This window comes from Agromyces sp. GXQ0307, from assembly GCF_044769845.1.
Lineage (GTDB): Bacteria > Actinomycetota > Actinomycetes > Actinomycetales > Microbacteriaceae > Agromyces.
Genome location: NZ_JBIZVY010000006.1, coordinates 1 through 20,453 on the forward strand (window position 1 = coordinate 1; position 20,453 = coordinate 20,453).

At 69.0% G+C, this 20,453-nt stretch carries 25 protein-coding genes and 2 pseudogenes; 19 read left to right on the forward strand and 8 right to left on the reverse strand.

Translation table 11 applies throughout. The annotated features are described in order from the left end of the window. From ACIQH8_RS17215 to ACIQH8_RS17240, 6 genes and pseudogenes are all read right to left on the reverse strand, one after another. A pseudogene (locus ACIQH8_RS17215) lies at window positions 1–612 on the reverse strand (ATP/GTP-binding protein); the annotation flags it as partial. Then, window positions 609–2,123 (reverse strand): SCO6880 family protein, encoded by a 1,515-nt coding sequence (locus ACIQH8_RS17220; RefSeq protein WP_401000980.1) that lies wholly within the window; start codon window positions 2,121–2,123, stop codon window positions 609–611. The gene ACIQH8_RS17220 and the pseudogene ACIQH8_RS17215, both read right to left, overlap by 4 nt. A 16-nt stretch (window positions 2,124–2,139) precedes the next feature. Further along, the gene (locus tag ACIQH8_RS17225) at window positions 2,140–3,705 is read right to left on the reverse strand and encodes a hypothetical protein (protein WP_401000983.1); all 1,566 of its coding nucleotides are present in this window, start codon (window positions 3,703–3,705) and stop codon (window positions 2,140–2,142) included. Window positions 3,706–3,707: 2 nt separating this feature from the next. Beyond that, on the reverse strand, window positions 3,708–4,433 hold the full coding sequence (locus ACIQH8_RS17230; RefSeq protein WP_401000985.1) for a hypothetical protein: 726 nt from the start codon (window positions 4,431–4,433) through the stop codon (window positions 3,708–3,710). 20 nt (window positions 4,434–4,453) lie between these two features. Next, window positions 4,454–4,747, reverse strand: coding sequence for a hypothetical protein (locus tag ACIQH8_RS17235; protein WP_401000987.1), 294 nt, complete (start codon window positions 4,745–4,747; stop codon window positions 4,454–4,456). Window positions 4,748–4,761: 14 nt separating this feature from the next. Beyond that, window positions 4,762–5,382, reverse strand: a complete 621-nt coding sequence (locus ACIQH8_RS17240; RefSeq protein ID WP_401000990.1) for a DUF6668 family protein — start codon at window positions 5,380–5,382, stop codon at window positions 4,762–4,764. A gap of 185 nt (window positions 5,383–5,567) precedes the next feature. On the opposite strand from ACIQH8_RS17240, the gene ACIQH8_RS17245 reads away from it, so the two are divergent. From ACIQH8_RS17245 to ACIQH8_RS17275, 7 genes are all read left to right on the forward strand, one after another. Then, on the forward strand, window positions 5,568–5,813 hold the full coding sequence (locus tag ACIQH8_RS17245) for a helix-turn-helix domain-containing protein (RefSeq protein WP_401000992.1): 246 nt from the start codon (window positions 5,568–5,570) through the stop codon (window positions 5,811–5,813). Continuing rightward, window positions 5,810–6,331 carry a hypothetical protein gene (locus tag ACIQH8_RS17250; protein ID WP_401000995.1) on the forward strand — a complete coding sequence of 174 codons (522 nt, stop codon included), beginning with the start codon at window positions 5,810–5,812 and terminating at the stop codon, window positions 6,329–6,331. The genes ACIQH8_RS17245 and ACIQH8_RS17250 overlap by 4 nt, the downstream gene beginning before the upstream one ends. A 4-nt stretch (window positions 6,332–6,335) precedes the next feature. Next, complete coding sequence (locus ACIQH8_RS17255; RefSeq protein WP_401000998.1) at window positions 6,336–7,403, forward strand: M23 family metallopeptidase; 1,068 nt, start codon at window positions 6,336–6,338, stop codon at window positions 7,401–7,403. A gap of 65 nt (window positions 7,404–7,468) precedes the next feature. Continuing rightward, window positions 7,469–8,140 carry an FHA domain-containing protein gene (locus ACIQH8_RS17260; protein WP_401001001.1) on the forward strand — a complete coding sequence of 224 codons (672 nt, stop codon included), beginning with the start codon at window positions 7,469–7,471 and terminating at the stop codon, window positions 8,138–8,140. Window positions 8,141–8,255: 115 nt separating this feature from the next. Then, entirely contained in the window at window positions 8,256–8,669 is a 414-nt protein-coding gene (locus ACIQH8_RS17265; RefSeq protein WP_401001004.1) for a helix-turn-helix domain-containing protein, read from the forward strand. A gap of 87 nt (window positions 8,670–8,756) precedes the next feature. Beyond that, window positions 8,757–8,981 carry a hypothetical protein gene (locus tag ACIQH8_RS17270; RefSeq protein ID WP_401001006.1) on the forward strand — a complete coding sequence of 75 codons (225 nt, stop codon included), beginning with the start codon at window positions 8,757–8,759 and terminating at the stop codon, window positions 8,979–8,981. Between the two features lie 220 nt (window positions 8,982–9,201). Continuing rightward, window positions 9,202–11,130: a hypothetical protein gene (locus ACIQH8_RS17275; protein WP_401001008.1), complete on the forward strand. Its 1,929-nt coding sequence runs from the start codon at window positions 9,202–9,204 to the stop codon at window positions 11,128–11,130. A 156-nt stretch (window positions 11,131–11,286) separates the two neighbouring features. Here the strand turns inward: ACIQH8_RS17275 and ACIQH8_RS17280 are convergent, their stop codons facing one another. After that, a complete protein-coding gene (locus ACIQH8_RS17280; RefSeq protein WP_401001010.1) occupies window positions 11,287–11,520 on the reverse strand; it encodes a hypothetical protein in 234 nt (77 codons plus the stop codon). Between the two features lie 242 nt (window positions 11,521–11,762). Between ACIQH8_RS17280 and ACIQH8_RS17285 the strand changes: the two genes are divergently transcribed. From ACIQH8_RS17285 to ACIQH8_RS17335, 11 genes and pseudogenes are all read left to right on the forward strand, one after another. Further along, entirely contained in the window at window positions 11,763–13,241 is a 1,479-nt protein-coding gene (locus ACIQH8_RS17285; protein WP_401001013.1) for a ParB/RepB/Spo0J family partition protein, read from the forward strand. A 457-nt stretch (window positions 13,242–13,698) separates the two neighbouring features. Then, entirely contained in the window at window positions 13,699–13,932 is a 234-nt protein-coding gene (locus tag ACIQH8_RS17290) for a hypothetical protein (RefSeq protein WP_401001016.1), read from the forward strand. A gap of 12 nt (window positions 13,933–13,944) precedes the next feature. Further along, window positions 13,945–14,214, forward strand: coding sequence for a hypothetical protein (locus ACIQH8_RS17295; protein ID WP_401001019.1), 270 nt, complete (start codon window positions 13,945–13,947; stop codon window positions 14,212–14,214). Window positions 14,215–14,223: 9 nt separating this feature from the next. After that, window positions 14,224–14,439, forward strand: a complete 216-nt coding sequence (locus ACIQH8_RS17300; protein ID WP_401001022.1) for a hypothetical protein — start codon at window positions 14,224–14,226, stop codon at window positions 14,437–14,439. 1 nt (window position 14,440) lies between these two features. After that, window positions 14,441–15,373, forward strand: coding sequence for a DUF3560 domain-containing protein (locus tag ACIQH8_RS17305; RefSeq protein WP_401001025.1), 933 nt, complete (start codon window positions 14,441–14,443; stop codon window positions 15,371–15,373). A 320-nt stretch (window positions 15,374–15,693) separates the two neighbouring features. Continuing rightward, window positions 15,694–16,107, forward strand: a complete 414-nt coding sequence (locus tag ACIQH8_RS17310) for a DUF6573 family protein (protein WP_401001028.1) — start codon at window positions 15,694–15,696, stop codon at window positions 16,105–16,107. Window positions 16,108–16,179: 72 nt separating this feature from the next. Beyond that, window positions 16,180–16,512 (forward strand): hypothetical protein, encoded by a 333-nt coding sequence (locus tag ACIQH8_RS17315; RefSeq protein ID WP_401001031.1) that lies wholly within the window; start codon window positions 16,180–16,182, stop codon window positions 16,510–16,512. Between the two features lie 252 nt (window positions 16,513–16,764). After that, a complete protein-coding gene (locus ACIQH8_RS17320; RefSeq protein WP_401001033.1) occupies window positions 16,765–17,688 on the forward strand; it encodes a ParA family protein in 924 nt (307 codons plus the stop codon). Continuing rightward, entirely contained in the window at window positions 17,685–18,149 is a 465-nt protein-coding gene (locus ACIQH8_RS17325; protein WP_401001036.1) for a hypothetical protein, read from the forward strand. The genes ACIQH8_RS17320 and ACIQH8_RS17325 overlap by 4 nt, the downstream gene beginning before the upstream one ends. 312 nt (window positions 18,150–18,461) lie before the next feature. Further along, a pseudogene (gene nrdH, locus ACIQH8_RS17330) lies at window positions 18,462–18,683 on the forward strand (glutaredoxin-like protein NrdH); the annotation flags it as partial. After that, the gene (locus ACIQH8_RS17335; RefSeq protein ID WP_401001155.1) at window positions 18,666–19,145 is read left to right on the forward strand and encodes a single-stranded DNA-binding protein; all 480 of its coding nucleotides are present in this window, start codon (window positions 18,666–18,668) and stop codon (window positions 19,143–19,145) included. The pseudogene nrdH and the gene ACIQH8_RS17335, both read left to right, overlap by 18 nt. Before the next feature lie 60 nt (window positions 19,146–19,205). Here the strand turns inward: ACIQH8_RS17335 and ACIQH8_RS17340 are convergent, their stop codons facing one another. Then, entirely contained in the window at window positions 19,206–19,472 is a 267-nt protein-coding gene (locus ACIQH8_RS17340; RefSeq protein ID WP_401001039.1) for a hypothetical protein, read from the reverse strand. A gap of 79 nt (window positions 19,473–19,551) precedes the next feature. On the opposite strand from ACIQH8_RS17340, the gene ACIQH8_RS17345 reads away from it, so the two are divergent. Next, window positions 19,552–20,442, forward strand: a complete 891-nt coding sequence (locus tag ACIQH8_RS17345; protein ID WP_401001042.1) for a helix-turn-helix domain-containing protein — start codon at window positions 19,552–19,554, stop codon at window positions 20,440–20,442. Window positions 20,443–20,453: the final 11 nt, after the last annotated feature.

Sequence of the window (20,453 nt, forward strand, 5' to 3'; positions counted from 1 at the left end):
GAGCACCTGCATGGCGAGCTTCGCGTAGCCCGCCTCACGCAGCTGCTCGGCAGCTTCACGAGCCTCACCGGGGTCGAGGATGTTGATGTGCCCGCGGCCGCGGCCAAGGCTGATGACCTGGCCGCCGAGGGCGTCGATCAGATCCACGTAGTCGGGCTTGAGGTCGCCCAGCACGAGCGGCTGGACGCCGAAACCCGACAGCCCGAGCGCCATGCGGCGCACGAGCGTCGACTTCCCGAGCCCGGGCAGGCCGAGCACGAACACGGACGGGTTGCTGATGAGCTTCGCGATCTGGAACCAGCTGATGGGATCCGCGCAGACCGTCGCGTTCGTGAACAGGTGTCGGCCGAGCGGCACGCCGACCATCGGCGTGCCCGACCCGACCGCGAACGGGAAGAGACCGCACACCTGAACGGTGGTGCCGCGCCACTCGTCGACGGGCTGGATGATGCTCGATTCGCCGCGGCCACGGCCGAACCAGCCACGCGGCCCGGGCCGCTTCACCGCGGCGGCCTGGCGGGCGGCGCGATCTTCGAGCTTGCGCGCTTTCCGCGTCAGGCGGGTGCTGCTCTTGGTCTGGTTGCGGGGCCGGAGCTCCGTCGGCTCGATCACAGCTGCTCCTTGATCGACGTCGGCACTCGGAGGTGCTGCGGTAGCACCAGTCCGAGCGGGAGGGCCGCGGCGAACGCCGAGTCCTGCGACCCGTACACCGGGCGTAGTCGGATGCGGGCGGTCGCCGATAGGTTGTCGATCGCCGCGCGGGCATCCGCGAGGCCATCGCTGCTGAGCACGGTCGCGGTGACGAGCATGCCGAAGTTCACGAGCCCGGCGCCGGAGGCTTCCTCGTTTGCCGTGGCGATCGCCGCCCGCGCGCCGAGCACGGCGCGGGCGGACGGCTTGTTCGTCGAGCCGATGTTGAACGTCGATGCGCTCACGTCGGCCTCGACGATGCCGGCCGCTCGAGCGGCGTCGATCGGGCGGTAGAGCATCGTGATCCGCTTGCGGGCGATGTCGCGGTGCGGGGCGAGCAGCCGGGTCAGGATGCTCGACTGCACGACGCCACGCGGCGCCGTGCTCATCTGCCACGTCACCGACGTGCCGGAGTCGTGCCGGTACGAGTCCCAGCGCGCCTCAGCTGCGCTCGGGCCCACGTTGGGCCAGCTGAGCTCCGGCGGCTCGCCGGCCGCGTTCGCCTGGTCGACGTAGGGCGCGATCGCCGGGTCATACGCGATCGCCACTGCTTCGCAGAGCTCCTGCGCGTTCAGGGGGCGAGCGGCGCCGGCGCCGGTCGACGCGAGGCCGTGCGTCAGGCCCGGGAGGCGGGCTGCGAGCTCGCGGGCCATCTCTTCGGCCGAGCGCTTCTTGCCGCCCACACGCGACGTCGCATTGAACGTGATCGACACGTAGGCCTTCACCGTCGCCGAGCCAGCCGGGTAGCGCTCGACGACCTCGTTGAGAACCGACTGCGCGAGCACCGGGGCGTCGTCGTCGATGCGTAGCGCGACCGACTGGCGAAGCCGGGTGCCGGTGTCCGGCGCCGTCTCGACCGTGACGGCCGCGGCCTCGATGCCGGGCTCGTCGCCAAGGTTCGCGAGCCAGAGGCCCCAGTCGGCGACCCAGGCGTCGATCTGCTCGCGGTCGACGAGGGCCGAGCCGTCCGGCTCAGCGCCGATGACCACCGTGTAGTGGCCCGTCGCGGGCACGTAGATCATCGCGAACGGGCGGTTGTAACTGTCGCGGTGCTCGGAGAGCTTCGACGGCGCAGCAAGGCCGGGCAGCTGGAAGGTGCCCCAGTCGACGCGGCCGAGGGGGCCCGAACGGTAGACGTTCGTGCCGTTCGTCTTGGTCATCATCCAGCCGGCGCGCTCGCCCGTCCGTGCGAGCACGCTCTTGCCGTGCTTGTCCTTGACGCTCACCGTCAGGAGCAGCCCGGCGAACAACACCGCCGACACGAGGGCGGCGACGAGCCCGGCCGGAGTCATCATCATGATGACCGTCCAGACCGCGCCGAACAGCAGAATGCCTGTGCCGATCGAGCCGAGGCCCATCAGGCCGGCCGTCTGCGGTCGCCGGTAATTCCCGTAGGTGCGGGGCGCTTCCTCGCCCTGAATCGCAGTGCTCACGTTCGTTCCCCTCCACTCACGCACCACTCGGCCCGGCCGAGTCTTCTGCGGCGGAGCGAATCGCGCCCGCCGCTGCCTGTCCTGTTTCCTTGGCCTTCTGGATGACCTGTGCGCCGATCGCGACGCCGGCGCCAATCGGCCCGGCCGCTGCAGCTGCACCGGCCCCCGCACCGCCCGCGGCCGCGCCGCCCGCTGCAGACCCGCCGCCAGCGGTGCTCGCAGCTGCACCCGTCGACCCGGGGCCGCCCGTGGGCGTCGGCGTCGGCGGGGCCTGCTTGCCGCCGTTGTTGCTCGGGCTGGATCCGTTCGGCGCCGAGCTCGAGCTACCCGACGAACCGCTGTTCGACGAGGCGCGACGAATCGCGCCAGTAGCCATCTCGGCCGCCCCGGCAACGCCGGCCGCGCCGAGAGCCATCGCCGCGGTGCCACCGCCACCGATCGCGGCCGTCATCGGCGCGACGAAGCGCAGCAGCGCCGGCAGGGCGAGGATGACGATGAGCATCATCGCGAGGCCCGTCAAGATCGTCCAGATGCCGCCGCCGTCGCCGCGGAAGACGTCAGCACCGGTCATCTGGAACGCGGCCGCGTAGATGAGCGCAGCAGCCGGCTTGTAGAGGATGAACGCGATCGTCCAGCCCACCGTCTTCTTGAACCACTGGCTGCCCATCTCAGTGTTCGTAAAGCTCGCCGTCAGCGGCAGGATCCCCGCGAGGACCACCAGCATGCCGCCCCGCACGATCATGAGCGCGACCTGCACGTAGGCCATCAACAGCGCGAGGGAGCCCAGGATGAGCACGCCGATCATGCCGATGGGTGAGGTCGAGGACAGCATGACGATCGAGCCGACCGTCGTGCCGAAGCACGTCGATTCCCCGTCCGCCGGCCCGGCGTCGACATCGCAGTTCGTCGCGCCCTCGAGCACCCACACGCTGAACGCATCCGCCGCGGCCACGCTCAGGCCGATCACGGTCAGACCCGCGCCCGACACGACGATGAGCGTCAGCAGCGACTTCAGCAGGTCCTTGCCCGGCTGCGCGCGCTGCTCCCACGCCATCCGGATCCCCGCAACAATCGTCGACAGCACGGCGAGTCCGCCCACGTAGTACCAGAGCGATTGCTGCAGGAACGTCACCGTCGACGACGACCCCGAGGGAGCGACCGTCGGCAGGAGTGCCGCGACCGCGGCCGAGCCGCCTGAGATGAGCACGACCGCCAGCAGGATGATGCCGAGTCGGCCGAGGTGCCCTTCGCCCTCACCGCGGCGACGGCGAAGGCCGATCATCGCACCAACGGCGATCAGCGAGAGGATGCAGATCGTCAGGCCGATCCACATCACGTAGCCCAGGATCTCGTTGAACGCTGCTGCCTCCGGCGGAGTCTTCACCTCAGCAGCGCCCGATCCGCTCGTGAGGATCGGAGTCGGGACGGACACCCAGAGGGTGCCGATGCTCGCGAGAGCCTTCCCCCAGCCCTCCATCACCTGGTTCACCAGCTCGCGCAGCGAATCGTTCGCCGCGGCCGAGATGATGTTGCCGACGCCCTCGCGGCCCTGGCAGATGAAGTCGAGCGGATCGCAAGCCATGATTACGCTCCCGCCCATGGGATGTAGCCGCCCAGGTTCTGCAGCGCCGCAGGGGCGAGCGGGAGCCCGCCCGTCTCGGAAACGACCATCTTCCAGTCCCCGTCCTCCCAGGTCAGCTTGAGAGGCAGGCTCACCAGCTGACCGTCCGAGTAGTTGATGGCCAGGTCGACGGTCGCGCTTGAACCGTCGTAGGCCCCGATCTTGAAACCAGCGACTTGCCCGCGCGAGCTCGAGGTCTCCCCCGCGTTCTGGGCTGCTTCTTCGAGAGAATCCCGCCCCGGTCCTTCCTGAACCGCGTCGACGAGTCGCGGTCGCAGCGTCGCGTCGGTGCCGATCGCAAGGAAGTTCACGGCGGCGAAGAGGCTGCCCTCGGCCGTGTGCGCATAGCAGGAACGGAACCCGTCATCCTCGATCGAGCCGGGCCCGGCCCCCGTCCTGTCGACGGGAGCGGCCATCGTGCCCACGAGTTCCCAGTCGTTGTCGGGCGCGGCCGTGAGGCTGCTTTCCGTCTCGAAGCCAGAAAGGCCGCAGACGCTCTTGTCAGCATCTGCGACGGTGGGGGCCGAGGCAGTGGGGGCCGCCGAGGGCGACGGGGTCGCTCCCCCGCTGCCCAGCAGCATCGGCACCACCGCGATGATTAGGGCGAGGGCGATCACGCCGACGCCCATCGCCGCGAAGATAAAGCCCTTCTTGGCGAACGGGCTCCGTTCGGTCGACTGGTCGCTCATGTGGTGTCTCCGCTCGAGGCTCAGGCGCCCGAGAGGGCGCCGACGATGAAGGCTGCCGCGCCGATGATGAGAACGCCGGCGAGGATCCCGACGAACAGCTTGACGTGTTCGCCACCCTCACCGCGGCGGCTGTTGAACATGAACAGCACACCCAGGCCGATCAGCGCGAGGATGCCGGCGATGAGGCCGATCCACTTCGCCCAGCCGAGGATCGTCGTGACGCCCTCGAAGCCAGGGATCGGCTGGGGCTCCGGGTTCGGCAGCTCGGCGAGTACGCTCGCCGCGGCGATCGTGAACTCGGTCAGTGCGGACATGTTGTTCCCTTCGGTTAGCGCTGGAAGTCAGCGGAGATGGGGAGCTGAAGATCGGTGAGGATGTTGCGGGCATCCGAGGGCGCGCTGTCGAGTCGAACGGGGGCGCCGAGTCGCCAGGGCTCGTGCCACGGCAGCCGCCAGGTGCGGGGCACTCCCCCGCTGATTACCTCAGCGAGGTGCCGTAGTGGCTTGGGAAGCCGGCCCGGTGCGTCGGCGATGAGCACGAGCCCGCGCAGCTGCACGACGTCGCCGAGCTCGCCCGAGGCCCACTCGGTCGCGGCGCGCTGCGCTGCCTCCAGGCCGGCGTGGTTCGTGCGAGCGACGAGCACCACGCGATTCGCGATGCCTCGCCGCGCGGGCATCGGCCATGCGTGGCCGGCGGCGCGCGTTCGGCCGCCGAGCGCGGCAAGCGTCGATTCGCCAGCGCCGCCGTGCACGCCGAGCCACCATATGGTCGCGGTTGCGTGCTGCAGCTTCTGTGGAAGCCGGTCCGCCATATCCGGTGCCGGCACACCCGGCTGAGGCGCAGTCGGTCGCGGAGCCTCGGGCCTTGCCGTCGCCGGCGCAACGGGCGCAGCGGGTGTGGTCGACGCCTGTGGCGCGTTCGCCGTGACCCACGGGTTCGCGTTGTTCATGCCCTGAGCCCTCCCTTCCAGTACGCAAATCCCCCAGCCATTGTTAGGGGCGCTCCCCCAGGACGGAGAATCGCTCCACTCTGGTGTGAGTAACCCAACTTCGGGGTTGGTGGCAATCTTACCCGATATGCAGCAATCTATACCAATCTGCACGTATTTAACCGCAATTTGGGTATGATCGAACTGTGACCACCAACGATTCAGGGCAGCACTGGCCGGACAGCGCGCTCACCGCCTACGGCGAGACGATGACGGTCAGGGAGGTCGCGCAAGCGACGCGGCAGACGCCCCGCACGATCCGTGACCTCATCAACCACCCGAACCAGGCACACCGCCTCCCAGCCTCTAAGCTCGGGCGCGGTTGGATCGTCGGCAAGGTCGACCTTCGGGAGTACCTGATCCGCTACCGGAACATCGGGGGGATCAGATGACCACGCGTTCGCTCGCCGCCGCCGCCGCCGCCGCAATCGCGAGCGGCATCCTTCTGTTCACTGGCTGCACGAGCACCAACGCTCAGCAGCCGATCGCGACGAGCACGACGCAGCCAAGCTCGACGGCCCCGTTCACACCACCCAACCAGCCAGACGTCAGCGACGACCAGGAGCTCGTCGACGAGCCCGCCGCGGCCGAGCAGAGCAAGGCCGACGCGATCACCGCGGCGACTGCCACAATGACGGCGTTCGCGCGGCCCGACCTCCCCGCGGCCGAGTGGTGGAACGGCATGCTGCCTCTGCTCAGCCAGGAGGGCGCGGCCGCATACGAGGGCACGCTGCCCGAGACCATCCCCGTCACGGCCGTGCGCGGGGATGCCACCGTGCTCGAAGGCGCGACCGACGTCATCACGCTCGTCGAGGTGCCGACCGACAGTGGCCCCTATGTCATCACGCTCACCCGCTCGGATGCCTCGCAGCCGTGGCTCGTCGACCGCATCCGACCCAAGCAGGGGTAGCCGCATGTCGTCGCCCTCGAAGCTCGGCCTCGCCGCGGCGATCGGCCTGCCGATCGCCGTCGTCGCGAGCCTGCTCATGGTCATCCTGCTCGTCGTCGCACCCGGTGCCGCCGCATGCGGCGCGGGCCAGAGCAGCCGGGCAAACCCGAACGCGGTTCCTGCCGAGCCGATCGCCGGCTATAGCGGCGAGCAGCTCAAGAACGCCGCCTACATCATGAACGCGGCCATCGACCTCGGCCTCGACCGCCAAGCCCAAGTGCTCGGCGTCATGACCGCGATGGGTGAATCCAGCCTGCGCGTCATCAACTACGGCGACGAGGCCGGGCCCGACTCGCGCGGTCTGTTCCAACAGCGCGACTCGTGGGGCTCGCTCGCCGACCGGATGGACCCCACCACGTCAGCGGCTCTCTTCTTCCAGCGCCTCATGACCATCGAAGGCTGGCAGCAGCTCACCCCGACGCTCGCAATTCACAAAGTGCAGCGCAACGCTGACCCGTTCCACTACGAGCGCTTCCAGGACGCCGCCGAGAAAGTCGTTTCCGCCCTCGCCGGCGCCAGCGGCCAGTGCGCCGGTGGCGACCTGCGATTCCCGCTCTCGCCCGGCTACAACATGACCGACGACTACGGCCCCCGCCCTGACACCGGTGTCGGCGCGAGCACCTGGCACCCGGCCATCGACCTACAGCACTCCCCGAACCCGTGTGGGGATCCCGTTCACGCGATCCAGACGGGCACTGTCACTCTTGCGATCAACTCGCAGGTGTCAATCAAGCATCCGGACGGCTACACCATCTCCTACCTACACATGCGGATCGAAGACACGCTCGTGAAGGCCGGCGACAAGGTGACGCCCGGCCAGCAGATCGGCGCAGTCGGCAACGAGGGCCAATCGACCGGCTGCCACCTCGATCTGCGCATCAACGTCACAGGCAACACAAACTCGCAGATCGCGACGCTACAGCTCAGCCAGACCCTCGGTGCGCCCCGCGCCAACTTCGTAAACCCCGAAGAGTTCTACAAGCTCTTCGGGCTTGAACTCTGCCCGCCCGACACCTGCGCTCGGAGGTATTGATGGCTGAGAGCATCCCCAGCTACCCGATCGTCGAGGTCACGCTGGCCGAGGACGGCTCGGCACACATGAACGTCGCCGGATCACACGTCGACTTCCCAGCCGGCGACCCGGCCGCGACTCGACGGGCGATCATCGAACGCGCTACCGCCATCGCGGTGCAGCTCCACCGGCCCGTCCGCATGAACGCGACCGACCCGCTCGGCACGTGGCACAACGCCGTCACCCCGAACGGCGATGTCATCGACCTCGAGGCGCAAGGCGCCACGAGTCGCCAGCCGACCGTACGTTCGTCGAAGACCACACCCGCACCGGTGCTGGAATCGCCGACACAGATCACTCCATCGTCCGTCGTACGAACGCTTGACGCCCTGCCGCCGCAGGCGCCGGCAACCGCACCACAGGCCGTGCGCTGCACGGTCGTGTTCAGCACAGGCGAGGAAGCCATCGTCGACCAGCCCCTCATCGTGGGCCGCTCCCCGAAGCCCCAGGCGCACGAGGTCGCTGACGCGCTGCCGCTGCACGACGTATCGATGACCCTCTCGAAGCGGCACGCTCGGCTCGAACCCACGCACTCAGGGATCAACGTCACCGACCTCGGCTCAGCAAACGGGACGTGGGTCGTCACCGCTGATGGTCGCACGCTCCCGCTTACGCCCGGAGTCCCTCACCAGGCTGTGCCGGGTGACCGGATCGAGCTCGGCACGATCGTCGTCGGAACGGTCGGGGTCGCCGCGTGATACCCGGTTCTGCGCGGCCGCTGCGGGATAATGCGATGACGACCCCTGCGAGCCCTCCCCGACTCGCCGCCCCCACTGGGCGCGCGCTTCGGGCTCGCCAGAGCCGAGGCGACCGATGGACGACGACTACTGGGCGAGGTTCCCAGAAGCACTCACCACGGCCGACGTCGCCCGTGTCCTCCGCATCAGCGAGAGCACTGCTCGACGCCGGCTCGACGGCGCACAGGTGCCCGGCTACCGCCTCACCGAGCAATCGTGGATCGTCTTCCGTGACGAGCTTCGCAGCATGCTCGACGCGGTCAGCAACCGAGCCAGCGGCCCCGCGGCCGTCGTTGATGTCCTCGCTGACTACCCCGATGAGCTCGGCTACCGCGAGCTCATGCGGCTGCTCGGCAAGTCCAAGCCGACCGTGTACGCCTGGCTCGACGATGCCACGATCCCCGGCCACCAAGTTGAAGGGCGCTGGGTCGTATTCCGCCACGAGCTTCGCGCCGCGCTCGATGCTGTGCGGAACGTGCCGCGCCTGTAGCCCAAGCGCTCGACATCCGCAGGGGTGCGTGAGACACGCCGAGCGCACCTGCCAGTTTCTGTTACTTGATTCCGCTTGACTGTGCGCATGACGACCGAGCTTGGTGGACGCCCGTCCAAGGGGGAGCGCAAGTTCCTCGCTACGCGCGCGCCTCTCGCCTTGGCGACTGAGGCACAGGCTCGAGCCGATGAGCTCGGGCTGAGCGTCAACGACTACCTGTCGCTGTTGCTTGCCCACGACCTCGGGCTGCCCGAGTTCGCTCCCAAGCCCAAGGACCCCACGCGATTGGAGCTGCCAATCCCAGCCGCCTAACGAGAAAGAGCCCGCCGCTTGCGCGACGGGCCTCTCCAAGTATTGAGCTCAAACCCTCAAAGTTTGGCGACCACGAGGTTCGAGCTAGCTCCCCCAATAAGTGCCCGTGGAGGGAAGGCCCTTTCACGTCCATCTACTGAGAGTTGGTGGTGTCATAGTAACCCGTGCTCCCGGGTACCGCCCCGCCATTGGTGGCGATTTGACCCGCGGCGTGTCGTCGATGAGCGACGACCCGTGGGAGCTCACCCGACACCTCAGCCCGCGCGGATCCGTTCGCGTCGACACCGAGGGCGCCAACGACTACTGGCTCACGCACCGCGTCGACGACGACGCCCCCTCGACCCCGTGGGCGATGAACCTCGCCGGCCCTGACGGCCGCTACCGCTTCGTCTGCTTCGACCTCGACGCGAAGAACGGCAACGCCGCCTACGACGCCGGCCGCCTCTCCTGCTGGCTCGACGAGATCAACATCCCGCACCTGGTCTGCATCTCGGGCCCCGCTGGTGGCCGCCACGTCTGGATTCGGCTCGCCGACGCTGGCGTCGACGCCGAGCTTGTCGCCACGATCGCGCACCTCACCACGCAACTGCTCCCCTCTCTCGACGTCAACCCGCTCGTGAACGCGGCGACCGGCTGCGTCCGCCCGCCATACACACCGCACCGTCGCGGCGGCCGCTCCGAGCCGCAGGGCGACGTCGCCGTGCTCGAGCACCAGGTCGACGTCGACCAGCTGCTCGAGCTACGCACGTTCCTCGTCGACGCCGGCGCGAGCATCGCCCCGGCACCGGTCAGCCTCATCAAGGGCATGGCACACGACGGTGCCGGGCACCCGCACCTCATCGGAGCCAAGCGCGACGTGTCGGCGAGGACCCGCGAACTCATCAACGCAGCGCCGGCCGAAGACACCAGCCGCACCCTCGCCGCGGTGCTCGTCGGCTGCGCCCGCGCCCGCTGGCGCTTCGCCGACGTGAAGGCGATCGCCGAGCACTCCCCCGGGCTCGAGCACGCCCGCAGCCGCCCGGGCGCCAGCGGCACCCGGCACCCGCGGCCGCAGCGCCAGGCCGACATGACCCTCGCGGCCGAGTGGTCGCGCGCGGTCTACTTCGCCGCACAGAACCCTCTCGACTACGACGTCGAGGATCCCGAGTTCGTCGACCGCGCGATCGCCGTAAGCCGCGCCGTGGGCGCGTGCCAGAGCCTCGCCGACACGAACCCCGGCCGGTGGGGCCTCGATGGTGCCTCACGCGCCCAGCGAGGCGCGCAGGGCCGACCGAGCCACCGCGCCGTGCTCGACGCGGTGTGCCTCTACCTCGTGCAGGCCGCCCGTGCAGACGTCGAGGTCGACACCCGCCGGCTGTCGGCCGACACCGGCTACGGCCGCGAGGCGTGCCGCCTCGCCCTCGCCGCGCTCTCCACGCCCGACAGGGAGGACGACCACGAGAGCTCGTGGCTCGTGCGCGTCGACGACCCTCACGGGATCCACGGCGCACGCTTCCGACTCTCCGAACGGTTCTCCACAGAAGAAGGAGAACCAGAGTGGGCACAAGCAGCCATGCGCCCCGCCCCGACCGCGGCCCCACCAACCGCCCTACGCACCTGGTGGATGAACACTCTGAGCTCGCACCTGCAGGCGCTCGCACACGACGTGTTCTCCGCACCCGGAAGCTTGGGGCGAACTGCAGGACGCGTCTACGCTCAGCTGCCCGAGGAAGGATCCGCCGAGCTCAAGCAGCTGCAGCACATGGCCGGTCTCACCCGGCCCCAGCTGCAGCGCGCACTCCGCCGACTCCACCGAGCCGGCCTCGCCCTGCGCACGCGCACCGGCTGGGCCCGACCGGTGCCGGATGCCCGCACTGCGGCCGCTGTCGAGCTGGGCGTCGACGGCTTCTTGCTCGAGCGCCGCAACCGCTACAACCTCGAGCGGTATCGGTGGGCCTGGTGGAGTGCTGAGTGCGCGTGGATGCGCAAGCGGCACAAGAAGCGCCGCGGCCGCCGCGCACCGACCGGCGTTGCACTCTTCGCTCAGAACGATCGTCCCGACTTCCCGAGGTATCCGCGCAGCTCGGCCGGGCATCCTGACCACTCAATCGCGCTCGAGCTCGCCGCCGGCGTGCTCGCCCCACCCCGTCTGGAAGCCGCGGCAGCGTAGTCGATGGCAAGGGCCGCTCGCGGCCTGCGGCAGCCCTTGATCGAGCGACCACCCTCGACCCCAATGTGCACAGCCCAGCTATCCCAGGGCTCACCTGCACACAGTGGGGACGACGGGGCCCGGCCGCAGCCCCCTCATGCCGGCGTCGAACGCCGGCTACCCCTCGAACTCCTGGAGGAACCTCGCCCATGCGGCATCCGCATCGTCAAGAGAGGCATGATCGCTCAGGTGCACCCGCTGCAGGGGCATGCCCTCGATCTTGAGCTCGGCCCGCAGCTGTATTCCGCCATCGCCGGTCGACTGATCGATGCGCACCACCGCCGCGACGTGCTCGGGGTTGACCCACAGGGTGGGCCGGCCGTCGCTGCCAGGAAGCGGGATCAGCTTCATGGCCCGAAGCCTAACGAGGAGCCGCTGCGCGGCCCTGTGTTTCTGCGTTTTGTTTGCCTTTCCGGCCGATCATCGTAGCTCCCTCCCGGGCCTGCACTCCGGGCTTTTCGCGGCATATCCTCCCTCGGTCGCAAGCTCCCTCAGTCCGGTATTCCACGACCCTCCGCTCCGGCCCTCCCGGTCGCTATCGATTTCTCTCGCCGGAAGGCAAACAAAAACGGTTGACAACCAAGGAGAGAGCAATGGCAACCGACACCACCACCCGACCCGCTGGCGTCGTCGAGCACATCGACCCGCAGAGCATCATCATCGAGGCCAACGTGCGCCCCGGCGACACGATGAAGCCGCTGACGAAGGAGTTCATCGCGACGATCCGGGAGCACGGCGTCGTCATGCCGGTGCACGGCTACCGCGACGAGCAGGGCATCGTGTTCGTGCGGATGGGCCAGCGCCGCACCCTCGCCGCCCGCGAGGCCGGACTGGCGACCATCCCCGTGTACATCGTGGACGGCGACCAGAGCACCGCCCGCCGCATCATCGACCAGTTGATCGAGAACGAGCAGCGCGCCGACCTGACCGAGGCCGAGCGCTCGGCAGCCTGGCAGCAGCTCGCGTTCGAGGGCATGACGCCCAACAGCATCGCGAAGAAGACAGGCACAAAGGTCGCCCGCGTCAAGCAGGGCCTCGCCGTCGCTGAGAACGCCGTCGCGACCGCCGCAATCGTCGAGCACGAAATCGATCTGGAGCAGGCTGCAACGCTGATCGAGTTCGAGGACTCCCCCGAGGTCGTCGCCGAACTGATCGAGATCGCCAAGGCCGACCCCGAGCAGTTCCAGCACGCAGCCCAGCGCGCCCGCTCCGCTCGCGAACTCGCCGCGAAGATCGAGGAACACGCCGCACCGCTGCGGGAAGCCGGGTACGAAGTGCTCGCCGAGCGCCCCTACTGGGACAACGAGGACTACCTCAGCATGCATCGGCTCCGCACCGCCGACGGCGAGAGCGTCGACTCCGAAACACTCGCGACCCTCGACGGACGCGCCGTGCACGTCAGCCTGTGGCGGGTCGACGACGAGCCCCGGTTCGAGTTCTTCCTGCGCGGCTGGAAGGAAGCGGGCTACCGCGACCGCGACGCGGAGCGGGCAAGCAGCAACAGCGGCCCGATGAGCGAGGAGCAGAAGGCCGAGCGCAGGGCGCTCATCGCCAACAACAAGGCGTGGGCGGCAGCCGAGGTCGTGCGGCGCGAATGGCTCACCCAGTTCATGAGCCGCAAGACGCTGCCGAAGGACACCACCCAGTTCATCGCCCAAGGCCTCACGTTCCACCGAGGCGACGTCTACCGCGTGATGCAGGGCGGCAACAGCCTCGCTCACACGCTGCTCGGCATCGATCAGGGCACCGGGTGGCGGGCCGACAAGTTGTACGAGTTCGTCGTCGCGAACCCGACCAAGGCGCAGCACGTCAGCCTCGCGATCGTGCTCGGCGGGATCGAGGACAACACCGACAAGGGCGCGTGGCGATATCCCGACGACGAGAAGGCGGCCTACCTCGCCCAGATCGCCGCGTGGGGCTACACCCTCTCCGAGGTCGAGCAGTTGGTCATCGACGGCGCTGCCGCGAAGGCCGCCGCCCGCGCCGAGGCTGGCGTCGACTACGAGGAAGACGAGTTCGACGGCGAGGACTTCGACGCCGACGAGTTCGACGCCGACGAGTTCGAGGACTGACCAAACAGGCCGGGCGGGCGACCAGCCCGCCCGGCCCTCTCGGCCGAGCAGCCGGCGAGGGGCGACCCCCTCGCGCTCCCCCGTGCTCGAGGCCGGCGTCCTGTCAGCGGGTCATGGTTGAATTGCGCTCAGCCCAAGGATCCCCCCATCCTGGCAACGCCCCCGGCGCCTCTCTCCAAACAGCGTCGGGGGCTTCTTCGTGCGCGGCTGCGCCGCGCGGGCCCGGCGACGGAGCGCCGGACAACGAGCCGCTCCGCGGCCGGATCTCTGGGTTTTCTCGACCTGTCTGGCCGTTCATCGTAGGTCGCTCCACGGCCTACGTGCCGGGCTTTCGCGGCATATCCTCACTCGCTGCGCTCGCTCCGGTATTCCACGACCCGGCACTCCGGCCGCTCCGCTCCCAATCGATTCTCTTTGCCAGACAGGCCAAGAAAAACGTTGGAGAGAAGGAGAGCTCATGACCAACGACCTCGCAACCCACCTGCGTAAGCAGCTCGTTCGGAGCCTCGTGCAGCGCGCGATCACGTGCCCCCTCACCGGGGCCGTGCTCGACGTGCACACCGTCGCCGTCGTCAACGACGCGGACGGCGACCCCGCGATCGTCCTCTCCCCCGAGGGCGCGGAGGCGATCAAAAACGACCCCACCCGAATCGCGGCGCTCGACGCCCGCGGCTACCACTTCGCAGCGTAGGAGGCACCCGAGATGACCACCCAGACCCAGACCCCCGAACCGCGCCCGTACTGGAAGGGCGAGCAGCAGGCCGACGGAACGTGGCAGGAGGTGCCCGACTGGGACGCGATCAACGCCGCCCGCATCGCGGACGGCGCCGACGTGCCCGGCATCGTGACCCGCGACAGCCTGCTCATCAACGCCGACATGGCGACGCTGTGGAAGCAGCGCACGCGCAAGCACCCCCGAGAGCGGTTCGTCGTCGAACTGACGCCGAACGGCTCCCGCATCCGGGCCGCCTAGGCGGCGGCCGTGCTCACCCTCACCACCCCGGACGGGCAGACGGTCACCGCCCCGGACGAGCTGCACCTGGCTGCCGAGTTCGGCGAGCAGGTCGACGGCATCGACTGGGAAGCCCTCTGCCCGTTCGAGGATCACACCCTGACGTGGGAGTACATCGAGTTCTTCGCCCTCGTGCGCGACGACTCGATGCCCGGTTACAGACTTACAGACTCCGAAGGATCCTGACATGCTCACCATCACCCACACCCACGAGGCCGGAACGATCATCGAGGGCACCAGCAAGGGCGACGGCTCGGCCGCGGTGCTGAAGGCCAACCGCTGGCGCTGGGGCCGCAGCATCGCCGCGTGGTATGTGCCGAACAGCCGCGACCACCGCCCGAACCGGCACCGGATCGAGGCGACCGCGGCCGCGCTGCGCGAAGCCGGGTTCGAGGTCGAAACCGTCATCGACGACACCACCCGCACGACGGCCGAGGTCGAGGCGGGCAAGATCGCCCGGCAGGCCGATCGCGTCGACGCGCTCGAGGCCAAGGCCGAGCGCAAGAGCGCGGCCGCAGATGCCGCGTGGGAAGCCGCCAAGCGCGACCTGGCCCGCCTGCCCGAAGGCGGCGAGCCCATCAAGATCGGCCACCACTCCGAAGGCCGCCACCGCGCCGCGATCGCCCGAGCCGACCGCAGCATGGGCCACAGCGTCGCCACGCAGGCCGAAGCCGACCGCGCCGCCGAGCGGGCCGAGACAGCGACCCACACCACCGGCGCCCGATACAACCCGGTCACCGTGGCGAACCGCATCGAGAAGATCGCCGCCGACATCCGCCGAGTAGAACGCCAGATCGAGGCCGACCGCTACGACCCCGAAACCGGCTACCAGCCCGCGAGCGACGAGCTCAAGGCCGCCCGCGCGAAGCGGGCCGCGCCCCGTCTCGCCGAGCTGCGCGACCAGCTCGAATACTGGGAAGGCGTGCGCGCCCAGCAGATCGCAGACGGCACCGCGACCGGCTACACCCGTGAGCAGATCCAGAAGGGCGACCTGGTGAAGATCCGCGGCCACTGGCGCGAAGTCGTGCGCACCAACGTCAAGACGGTGAGCCTCACGACCGGCTACAGCTGGACCGACACCGCGCCCTATGCCGAGATCCAGGCGCACAAGCGCCCCTAGCTCGAGGCAGCGGGCCGGCCCGGCGCGGCCGGCCCGCGAGGGGCGACCCCTCGCACTCCCCCGCCGGCGGCCACAGGCCGCAGCCCGGCACGGAGGCCGGGCGATGAGGCCGCTGCGCGGCCCGCCCCTTCGGCGTTTGTTCGCCATTCCGGCCGATCATCGTAGCTCGCTCCGCCGGCTACGTTCCGGGCTTTCGCGGCATATCCTCACTCGCTGCGCTCGCTCCGGTATTCCACGACCCTGCTCTCCGCCGGCTCCCGCTCGCAATCGATTCTCTTGCCGGAACGGCAAACAAAACGGTTGAGAGAAGGAGAGAGCTCATGACCAGCACCGCGGACTTCTGGGCCAATGCCGAAGTCATCCACGCCTACTCACGTGCACAGGCGCTCGTCGACGGCGTGCTCGTCGACGCCACGGGCACCGCAAGCCAAGCAGGCTACCGCGTGCCCGTCGCCCTCACGCGCGGCGCGTGGGCGGCCGCCGTCGAATGGAGCCGCGACGACGGCCTGCAGGACGAGGCCGGCCGCCTCTGGGACGTGCTCTGGATGGGCCTGCACGCCGCAAAGCGCGCGAGCGGCCAGAACCGCGTCGACTTCCACGTCTACGTCGTGCCCAATGACGACGACGGTGCATCCGGCTACGGCCGCGCGTGCGTCGTGCACCTCGCACTGCACATCAGCCCCGGCGACAACGGCGAGCCCGTCATGACGATCATGCTCCCCGACGAGGACTGAGCACCGAGCAGCCCGCCCGCGAGGGCGGGCCGCTCCCCAGCCGACCGAACCCAACGCATCGAAGGAGCCACCATGACCGTCCAGACCATCGACGTCACTCCCACTCCGGCGCAGTACGTCAACGTGATCTGCCACTTGCTCACGAACGTCTACCCCACCGAGCACCAGCACCTCACCCGCTACCAGCTCATCACCGCCTGGCACGCCGTCGAGCGCGACGCCCGCGCGCTCTATTCGGACGTCGGCAAGCTGCCGCGCCCGCTCGTCGTCGAGCTCGCGAAGCTCCGCGTCGCGCAGGCCGCCGTGATCCCCGATCACCCCATCACCGAGGCGACGACTTACGCCGAGCTCAACGCCATCGACCCAACGCCCGAACTCGAGGCGATCGCGAAGGCCGGCCTCTAACCGGCCGCCTGTGAGGGGGCAGCCAGCCCCCTCACACTCCCCCGGCGAAATACTGGCAACACAAGTAACGCAAGTAATGCGTGCAATGCTGACAACGTATGTAATACTGACAACGCAGGTAACGCAAGTAATGCTGGCAACGCTGGTAACACTTAGAACACTTGCAACGCTGGCAACGCATTCAAGACACGCAACACAAGTAACGCACTGAACGCTGACAACGCTGGTATCACTTGCAATAGGGAGAGCCGAATGACCACCATCAACCGCGTAGCGCTCGAGCGCTGCATCGCCGTCATCAACGGCAAGGGGGGAGTCCTCAAGACGACCCTGGTCGCGAACCTCGGCGGCATGCTCGCCGCGAGCGGCTACCGCGTGCTCATCGTCGACCTCGACCCGCAGGGCAACCTCGCCGAAGACCTCGGCTACACCGAGGACGAGCGCAACGACGAGGGCCAGGCCCTCGCGGCCGCGCTCATGTTCGGCACGCAGCCGCAGCTGCTCGAGGGCGCGCGGGAGAACTTGGACGTGCTCATGGGCGGGCCCGAGCTCGACAGTGCGTCCGCAGGCCTCGCCGCCAAGCAGGCGAAGAACCCCGAAGGCGCGAAGCTCTCGCTGGCGAAGATCCTCGAACGTCTCGCCCCAAACTACGACTTGGTGCTGCTCGACTGCCCGCCCGGCGACGAGATGCTGCAGACCAACGCCATCGCGGCCGCCCGCTGGGCCCTGGTTCCGGTCAAGAGCGACAAGTCGAGCCGCAAGGGCCTCACCGCTGTCGCCAAGCGGCTCGACGCGGTGCTCGACGTGAACCCCGGCCTCGACCTCCTCGGCGTAGTGCTGGCCGATATCGACTCGGGTGCCCACCGCGTCGAGCGCGAGGCCCGACAGCACGTCATCGAGCTCTTCGGCTCCGATGCCGTGGTGTTCAACACCACGGTTCGCCACTCGGTCGCGACCGCAACCGCGGCACGCGAGCGCGGCCTGCTGGTCGCCGAGCTCGACGAGTTCGTGAAGAACGGGCCCAAGTGGTACGAGATCCGCCGGGGTGAAGCCGAGGCAACCGGCCTCGCGCCGCGCACGGCAACCTCCGTGGCTGACGATCTGCAGGCGATCACGGAGGAGGTCGTGGCGCGGATAATGGCTGGTGAGGCCGTCACGCAGGAGCAGATGGCATGACCGACGCACCCAGGAAGATCGGGGGGCTCGCCCCGCGAGCCGGGAGCGACGCGCCGCTGGGTCGACTGCTCCGTGAGAACCGGCCCACACCGCCCGCGGCAACGGCCGAAGCAACTTCCCCGCCCGTCGACGTGCCCGATGTCGACAAGACACCGGCCCCCGTGGCGGCCGCCCGCACGGCGAGCACCGCGAAGGCGCCGCGGAAGTCGAAGCCGACGCCGAAGCGGAGTGCGACGGCTGACACTGGCAAGGGAACGGTCACGTTCTACATGCCCCATAGCGATCGTGAGCGAGCTCGAGCAACCTTCAAGGCGACTGCCCATCTCGAAGGCGACGAGAGCTTTTCCGACTTCCTCACCAAGGCAGTGAACGCCGAGGTCGCTCGGCGCGAGCTCGAGCATGGCGGCCCGTTCGCTGGCGGGGACAGGCCACTGCCGACCGGCCGCCCGATGCGCAGCTGAGCCGCCGCCCGGCACGGAGGCCGGGCAGCGGGGGAGAGGCGCCACCGGCGCCTCGTCGACGCGGCCTCACGGCCGCGGCGTTCCTATCGCCTGACCTTCGTTCCTGACGCGCAATCATGGCCGCCCGCGGCCTACGCGCAAGCCCCTGCGGGGCCGGCTCTCCCGAGACTTTCCGCACGCGGTCGCTCACGCTCCCTTACTTCGCGCGGAAACTCTCTCCTTCGCCGCCCTCCGGGTTGACGCTCCGCCGCTTCGGGCGGCACATGCCCCGCCTATCAGGAACGAAGGCAACAGCTGAGCGAGGTGGCAGAGATGAGCGTCAAGGTCTACACGAAGCCGTCGTGCGTGCAGTGCAACGCAACCTATCGGGCGCTGGACTCGCGAGGAATCGGGTACGAGGTGATCGACCTCAGCATCGACGACCGGGCGCTCGAGGAGGTCAAGGCCCTCGGCTACCTGCAGGTGCCGGTCGTCGTGACTGCCAACGACCACTGGTCGGGATTCCGGCCGGACAAGATCGACGAGCTCACGTCGGGGGGGGGGGGGGGGGGGGGTGAGGCAGCATCGACGCGGATCCAACGCAACGCCATCGAACGAGACGAACAGAACCGATACGCAAGGAGTAGAGCAATGGCAACGCGCACCATCACCGGAAACCTGGCCGCCGACCCCGAGGTCGTGCAGGCCGGCAGCATCAAGATCACCAAGTTCCGAGTGCTCGAGAACACGGGGGAGTACCGCCGCGGCGAGTACCTCGAGCACGACACCCCGACCGTGCACTTCGTCGAAGCGAAGTTCGAGCTCGGCGAGAACGCCGTAGCGACCCTGCACAAGGGCGACGCCGTGATCGTCGTCGGCCGAGAGCACACCAACAGCTGGGGGGAGGGCGACCAGAAGCAGTATGGCCGCGTGATCGAAGCCGACAACCTCGGCCCGAGCCTCGCACGAGCCGTCGCCCAGGTGCGACGCACCACCCCCGAGGATGACGGGCAGTGACCCGTGGGGGCCGGCCACCCGGTCGGCCCCAGCCTCGATGGCGGGAGAGTGCCCGGTCGATCAGGGTTCTGCTCGCGGCCGGCCGGGTGGCCGTCGCCGCTCTTCGATCCCTTCGAGGTCCTTCGCCGCCCACACCGCGCCGCCATTCAGCTCACCGATGGGCGCCGGCAGCCAGGTCACGCCACGTCGGCGAGTGGTGCGAAGCGTCGCAGGCGTCACGCCAAGGCGCATCGCCAGCCGGCCGACGTCATACAAGTCGGCCGGGCCGGGACCGGGGTCGACCCCGGCGACCGGCCGACCGGCCGATGAAGTATTGCGCCCGCTCATACCCGCCAGCATAACAGCCACGCACACGCGCCATTTATGGTAAACTGACACGCAGACGATTCAATTACTGGGAGGCATCATGGCAGCGATCGACCACCAGACCACGACACCGACCGGCCGATGGATGCAGTGGGTTCGTCGAGTTCTACGCCAGACATCCCAGCGCCCGCCGGCCACCGGGCGACCGGCGGCAACAAAGTTCGACTCCTACTCACGGTGGCCGGTCATCATCCTCTCGGCCGCGGCGGCCGTGTCGATCTGGGGCGGTTGGGTGGAGCTCGGCCGGATGGCCGGGTTTGGTCCGGTCAATCTCCTGCCGGGCATCACCAACCTCGAGGTGGACTTGTCCATCACGCTGCCGATCGGGATGGAGACGTACGCGGCCTGGGCAATGGGCGCATGGTTGACGAAGAAGAGCATCGATCCGGCCGCCCGCGCGTACGCGAAGTGGTCGACCTTCGTCAGCCTCGCGATCGGCATGAGCGGCCAGGTCGCGTATCACTTGCTGTCGGCCGCTGGCGTGGAGCGTGCGCCGTGGCCGGTCGTCGTGGGCGTCGCTTCGGTGTCCGTGGCCGTGCTCGGCATGGCGTCGATGCTCGCCCACCGCCTCCACGTCCCGGCCGAGCGACCGGCCACCCCCGGGTTGGTGGACCAGCCGCCGGCCGAGCCTGTCGGCCAGATCGACGTCGACGTGCTGCTCGCCGACCTCGACATGGTGCAGCCGGCCGCGGCGCCTGACTCGGAGGATCGGCCGGCCGGTCGGAAGCGTCGGCCGGTCACTGCCGACGAGCGAGCGACGATTGTACAGCTGTCCGAGAGCCTGTCCGAGCGCGAGGTCGCTCGACGCATGAAGCGCTCGCGCGACACCGTGCGGCGCGTGCTCCAAGAGGCCGGAGCGAGCGAGTCGGCCAGCGAGGCGCCGGTCGCTGCGAGAACGACCCAGACGTGGCCGGTCGGTGCGGCCGCGTAACCGAGCCTCGA

Excerpts from the sequence above, each read along its gene's own strand:
- ACIQH8_RS17225 (WP_401000983.1), bottom strand. The coding sequence starts at position 3,705 with ATGGCTTGCGATCCGCTCGACTTCATCTGCCAGGGCCGCGAGGGCGTC.
- ACIQH8_RS17230 (WP_401000985.1), bottom strand. The coding sequence starts at position 4,433 with ATGAGCGACCAGTCGACCGAACGGAGCCCGTTCGCCAAGAAGGGCTTT.
- ACIQH8_RS17235 (WP_401000987.1), bottom strand. The coding sequence starts at position 4,747 with ATGTCCGCACTGACCGAGTTCACGATCGCCGCGGCGAGCGTACTCGCC.
- ACIQH8_RS17240 (WP_401000990.1), bottom strand. The coding sequence starts at position 5,382 with ATGAACAACGCGAACCCGTGGGTCACGGCGAACGCGCCACAGGCGTCG.
- ACIQH8_RS17250 (WP_401000995.1), top strand. The coding sequence starts at position 5,810 with ATGACCACGCGTTCGCTCGCCGCCGCCGCCGCCGCCGCAATCGCGAGC.
- ACIQH8_RS17255 (WP_401000998.1), top strand. The coding sequence starts at position 6,336 with ATGTCGTCGCCCTCGAAGCTCGGCCTCGCCGCGGCGATCGGCCTGCCG.
- ACIQH8_RS17260 (WP_401001001.1), top strand. The coding sequence starts at position 7,469 with ATGAACGTCGCCGGATCACACGTCGACTTCCCAGCCGGCGACCCGGCC.
- ACIQH8_RS17265 (WP_401001004.1), top strand. The coding sequence starts at position 8,256 with ATGGACGACGACTACTGGGCGAGGTTCCCAGAAGCACTCACCACGGCC.
- ACIQH8_RS17270 (WP_401001006.1), top strand. The coding sequence starts at position 8,757 with ATGACGACCGAGCTTGGTGGACGCCCGTCCAAGGGGGAGCGCAAGTTC.
- ACIQH8_RS17275 (WP_401001008.1), top strand. The coding sequence starts at position 9,202 with ATGAGCGACGACCCGTGGGAGCTCACCCGACACCTCAGCCCGCGCGGA.
- ACIQH8_RS17280 (WP_401001010.1), bottom strand. The coding sequence starts at position 11,520 with ATGAAGCTGATCCCGCTTCCTGGCAGCGACGGCCGGCCCACCCTGTGG.
- ACIQH8_RS17285 (WP_401001013.1), top strand. The coding sequence starts at position 11,763 with ATGGCAACCGACACCACCACCCGACCCGCTGGCGTCGTCGAGCACATC.
- ACIQH8_RS17290 (WP_401001016.1), top strand. The coding sequence starts at position 13,699 with ATGACCAACGACCTCGCAACCCACCTGCGTAAGCAGCTCGTTCGGAGC.
- ACIQH8_RS17295 (WP_401001019.1), top strand. The coding sequence starts at position 13,945 with ATGACCACCCAGACCCAGACCCCCGAACCGCGCCCGTACTGGAAGGGC.
- ACIQH8_RS17305 (WP_401001025.1), top strand. The coding sequence starts at position 14,441 with ATGCTCACCATCACCCACACCCACGAGGCCGGAACGATCATCGAGGGC.
- ACIQH8_RS17310 (WP_401001028.1), top strand. The coding sequence starts at position 15,694 with ATGACCAGCACCGCGGACTTCTGGGCCAATGCCGAAGTCATCCACGCC.
- ACIQH8_RS17315 (WP_401001031.1), top strand. The coding sequence starts at position 16,180 with ATGACCGTCCAGACCATCGACGTCACTCCCACTCCGGCGCAGTACGTC.
- ACIQH8_RS17320 (WP_401001033.1), top strand. The coding sequence starts at position 16,765 with ATGACCACCATCAACCGCGTAGCGCTCGAGCGCTGCATCGCCGTCATC.
- ACIQH8_RS17325 (WP_401001036.1), top strand. The coding sequence starts at position 17,685 with ATGACCGACGCACCCAGGAAGATCGGGGGGCTCGCCCCGCGAGCCGGG.
- ACIQH8_RS17340 (WP_401001039.1), bottom strand. The coding sequence starts at position 19,472 with ATGAGCGGGCGCAATACTTCATCGGCCGGTCGGCCGGTCGCCGGGGTC.
- ACIQH8_RS17345 (WP_401001042.1), top strand. The coding sequence starts at position 19,552 with ATGGCAGCGATCGACCACCAGACCACGACACCGACCGGCCGATGGATG.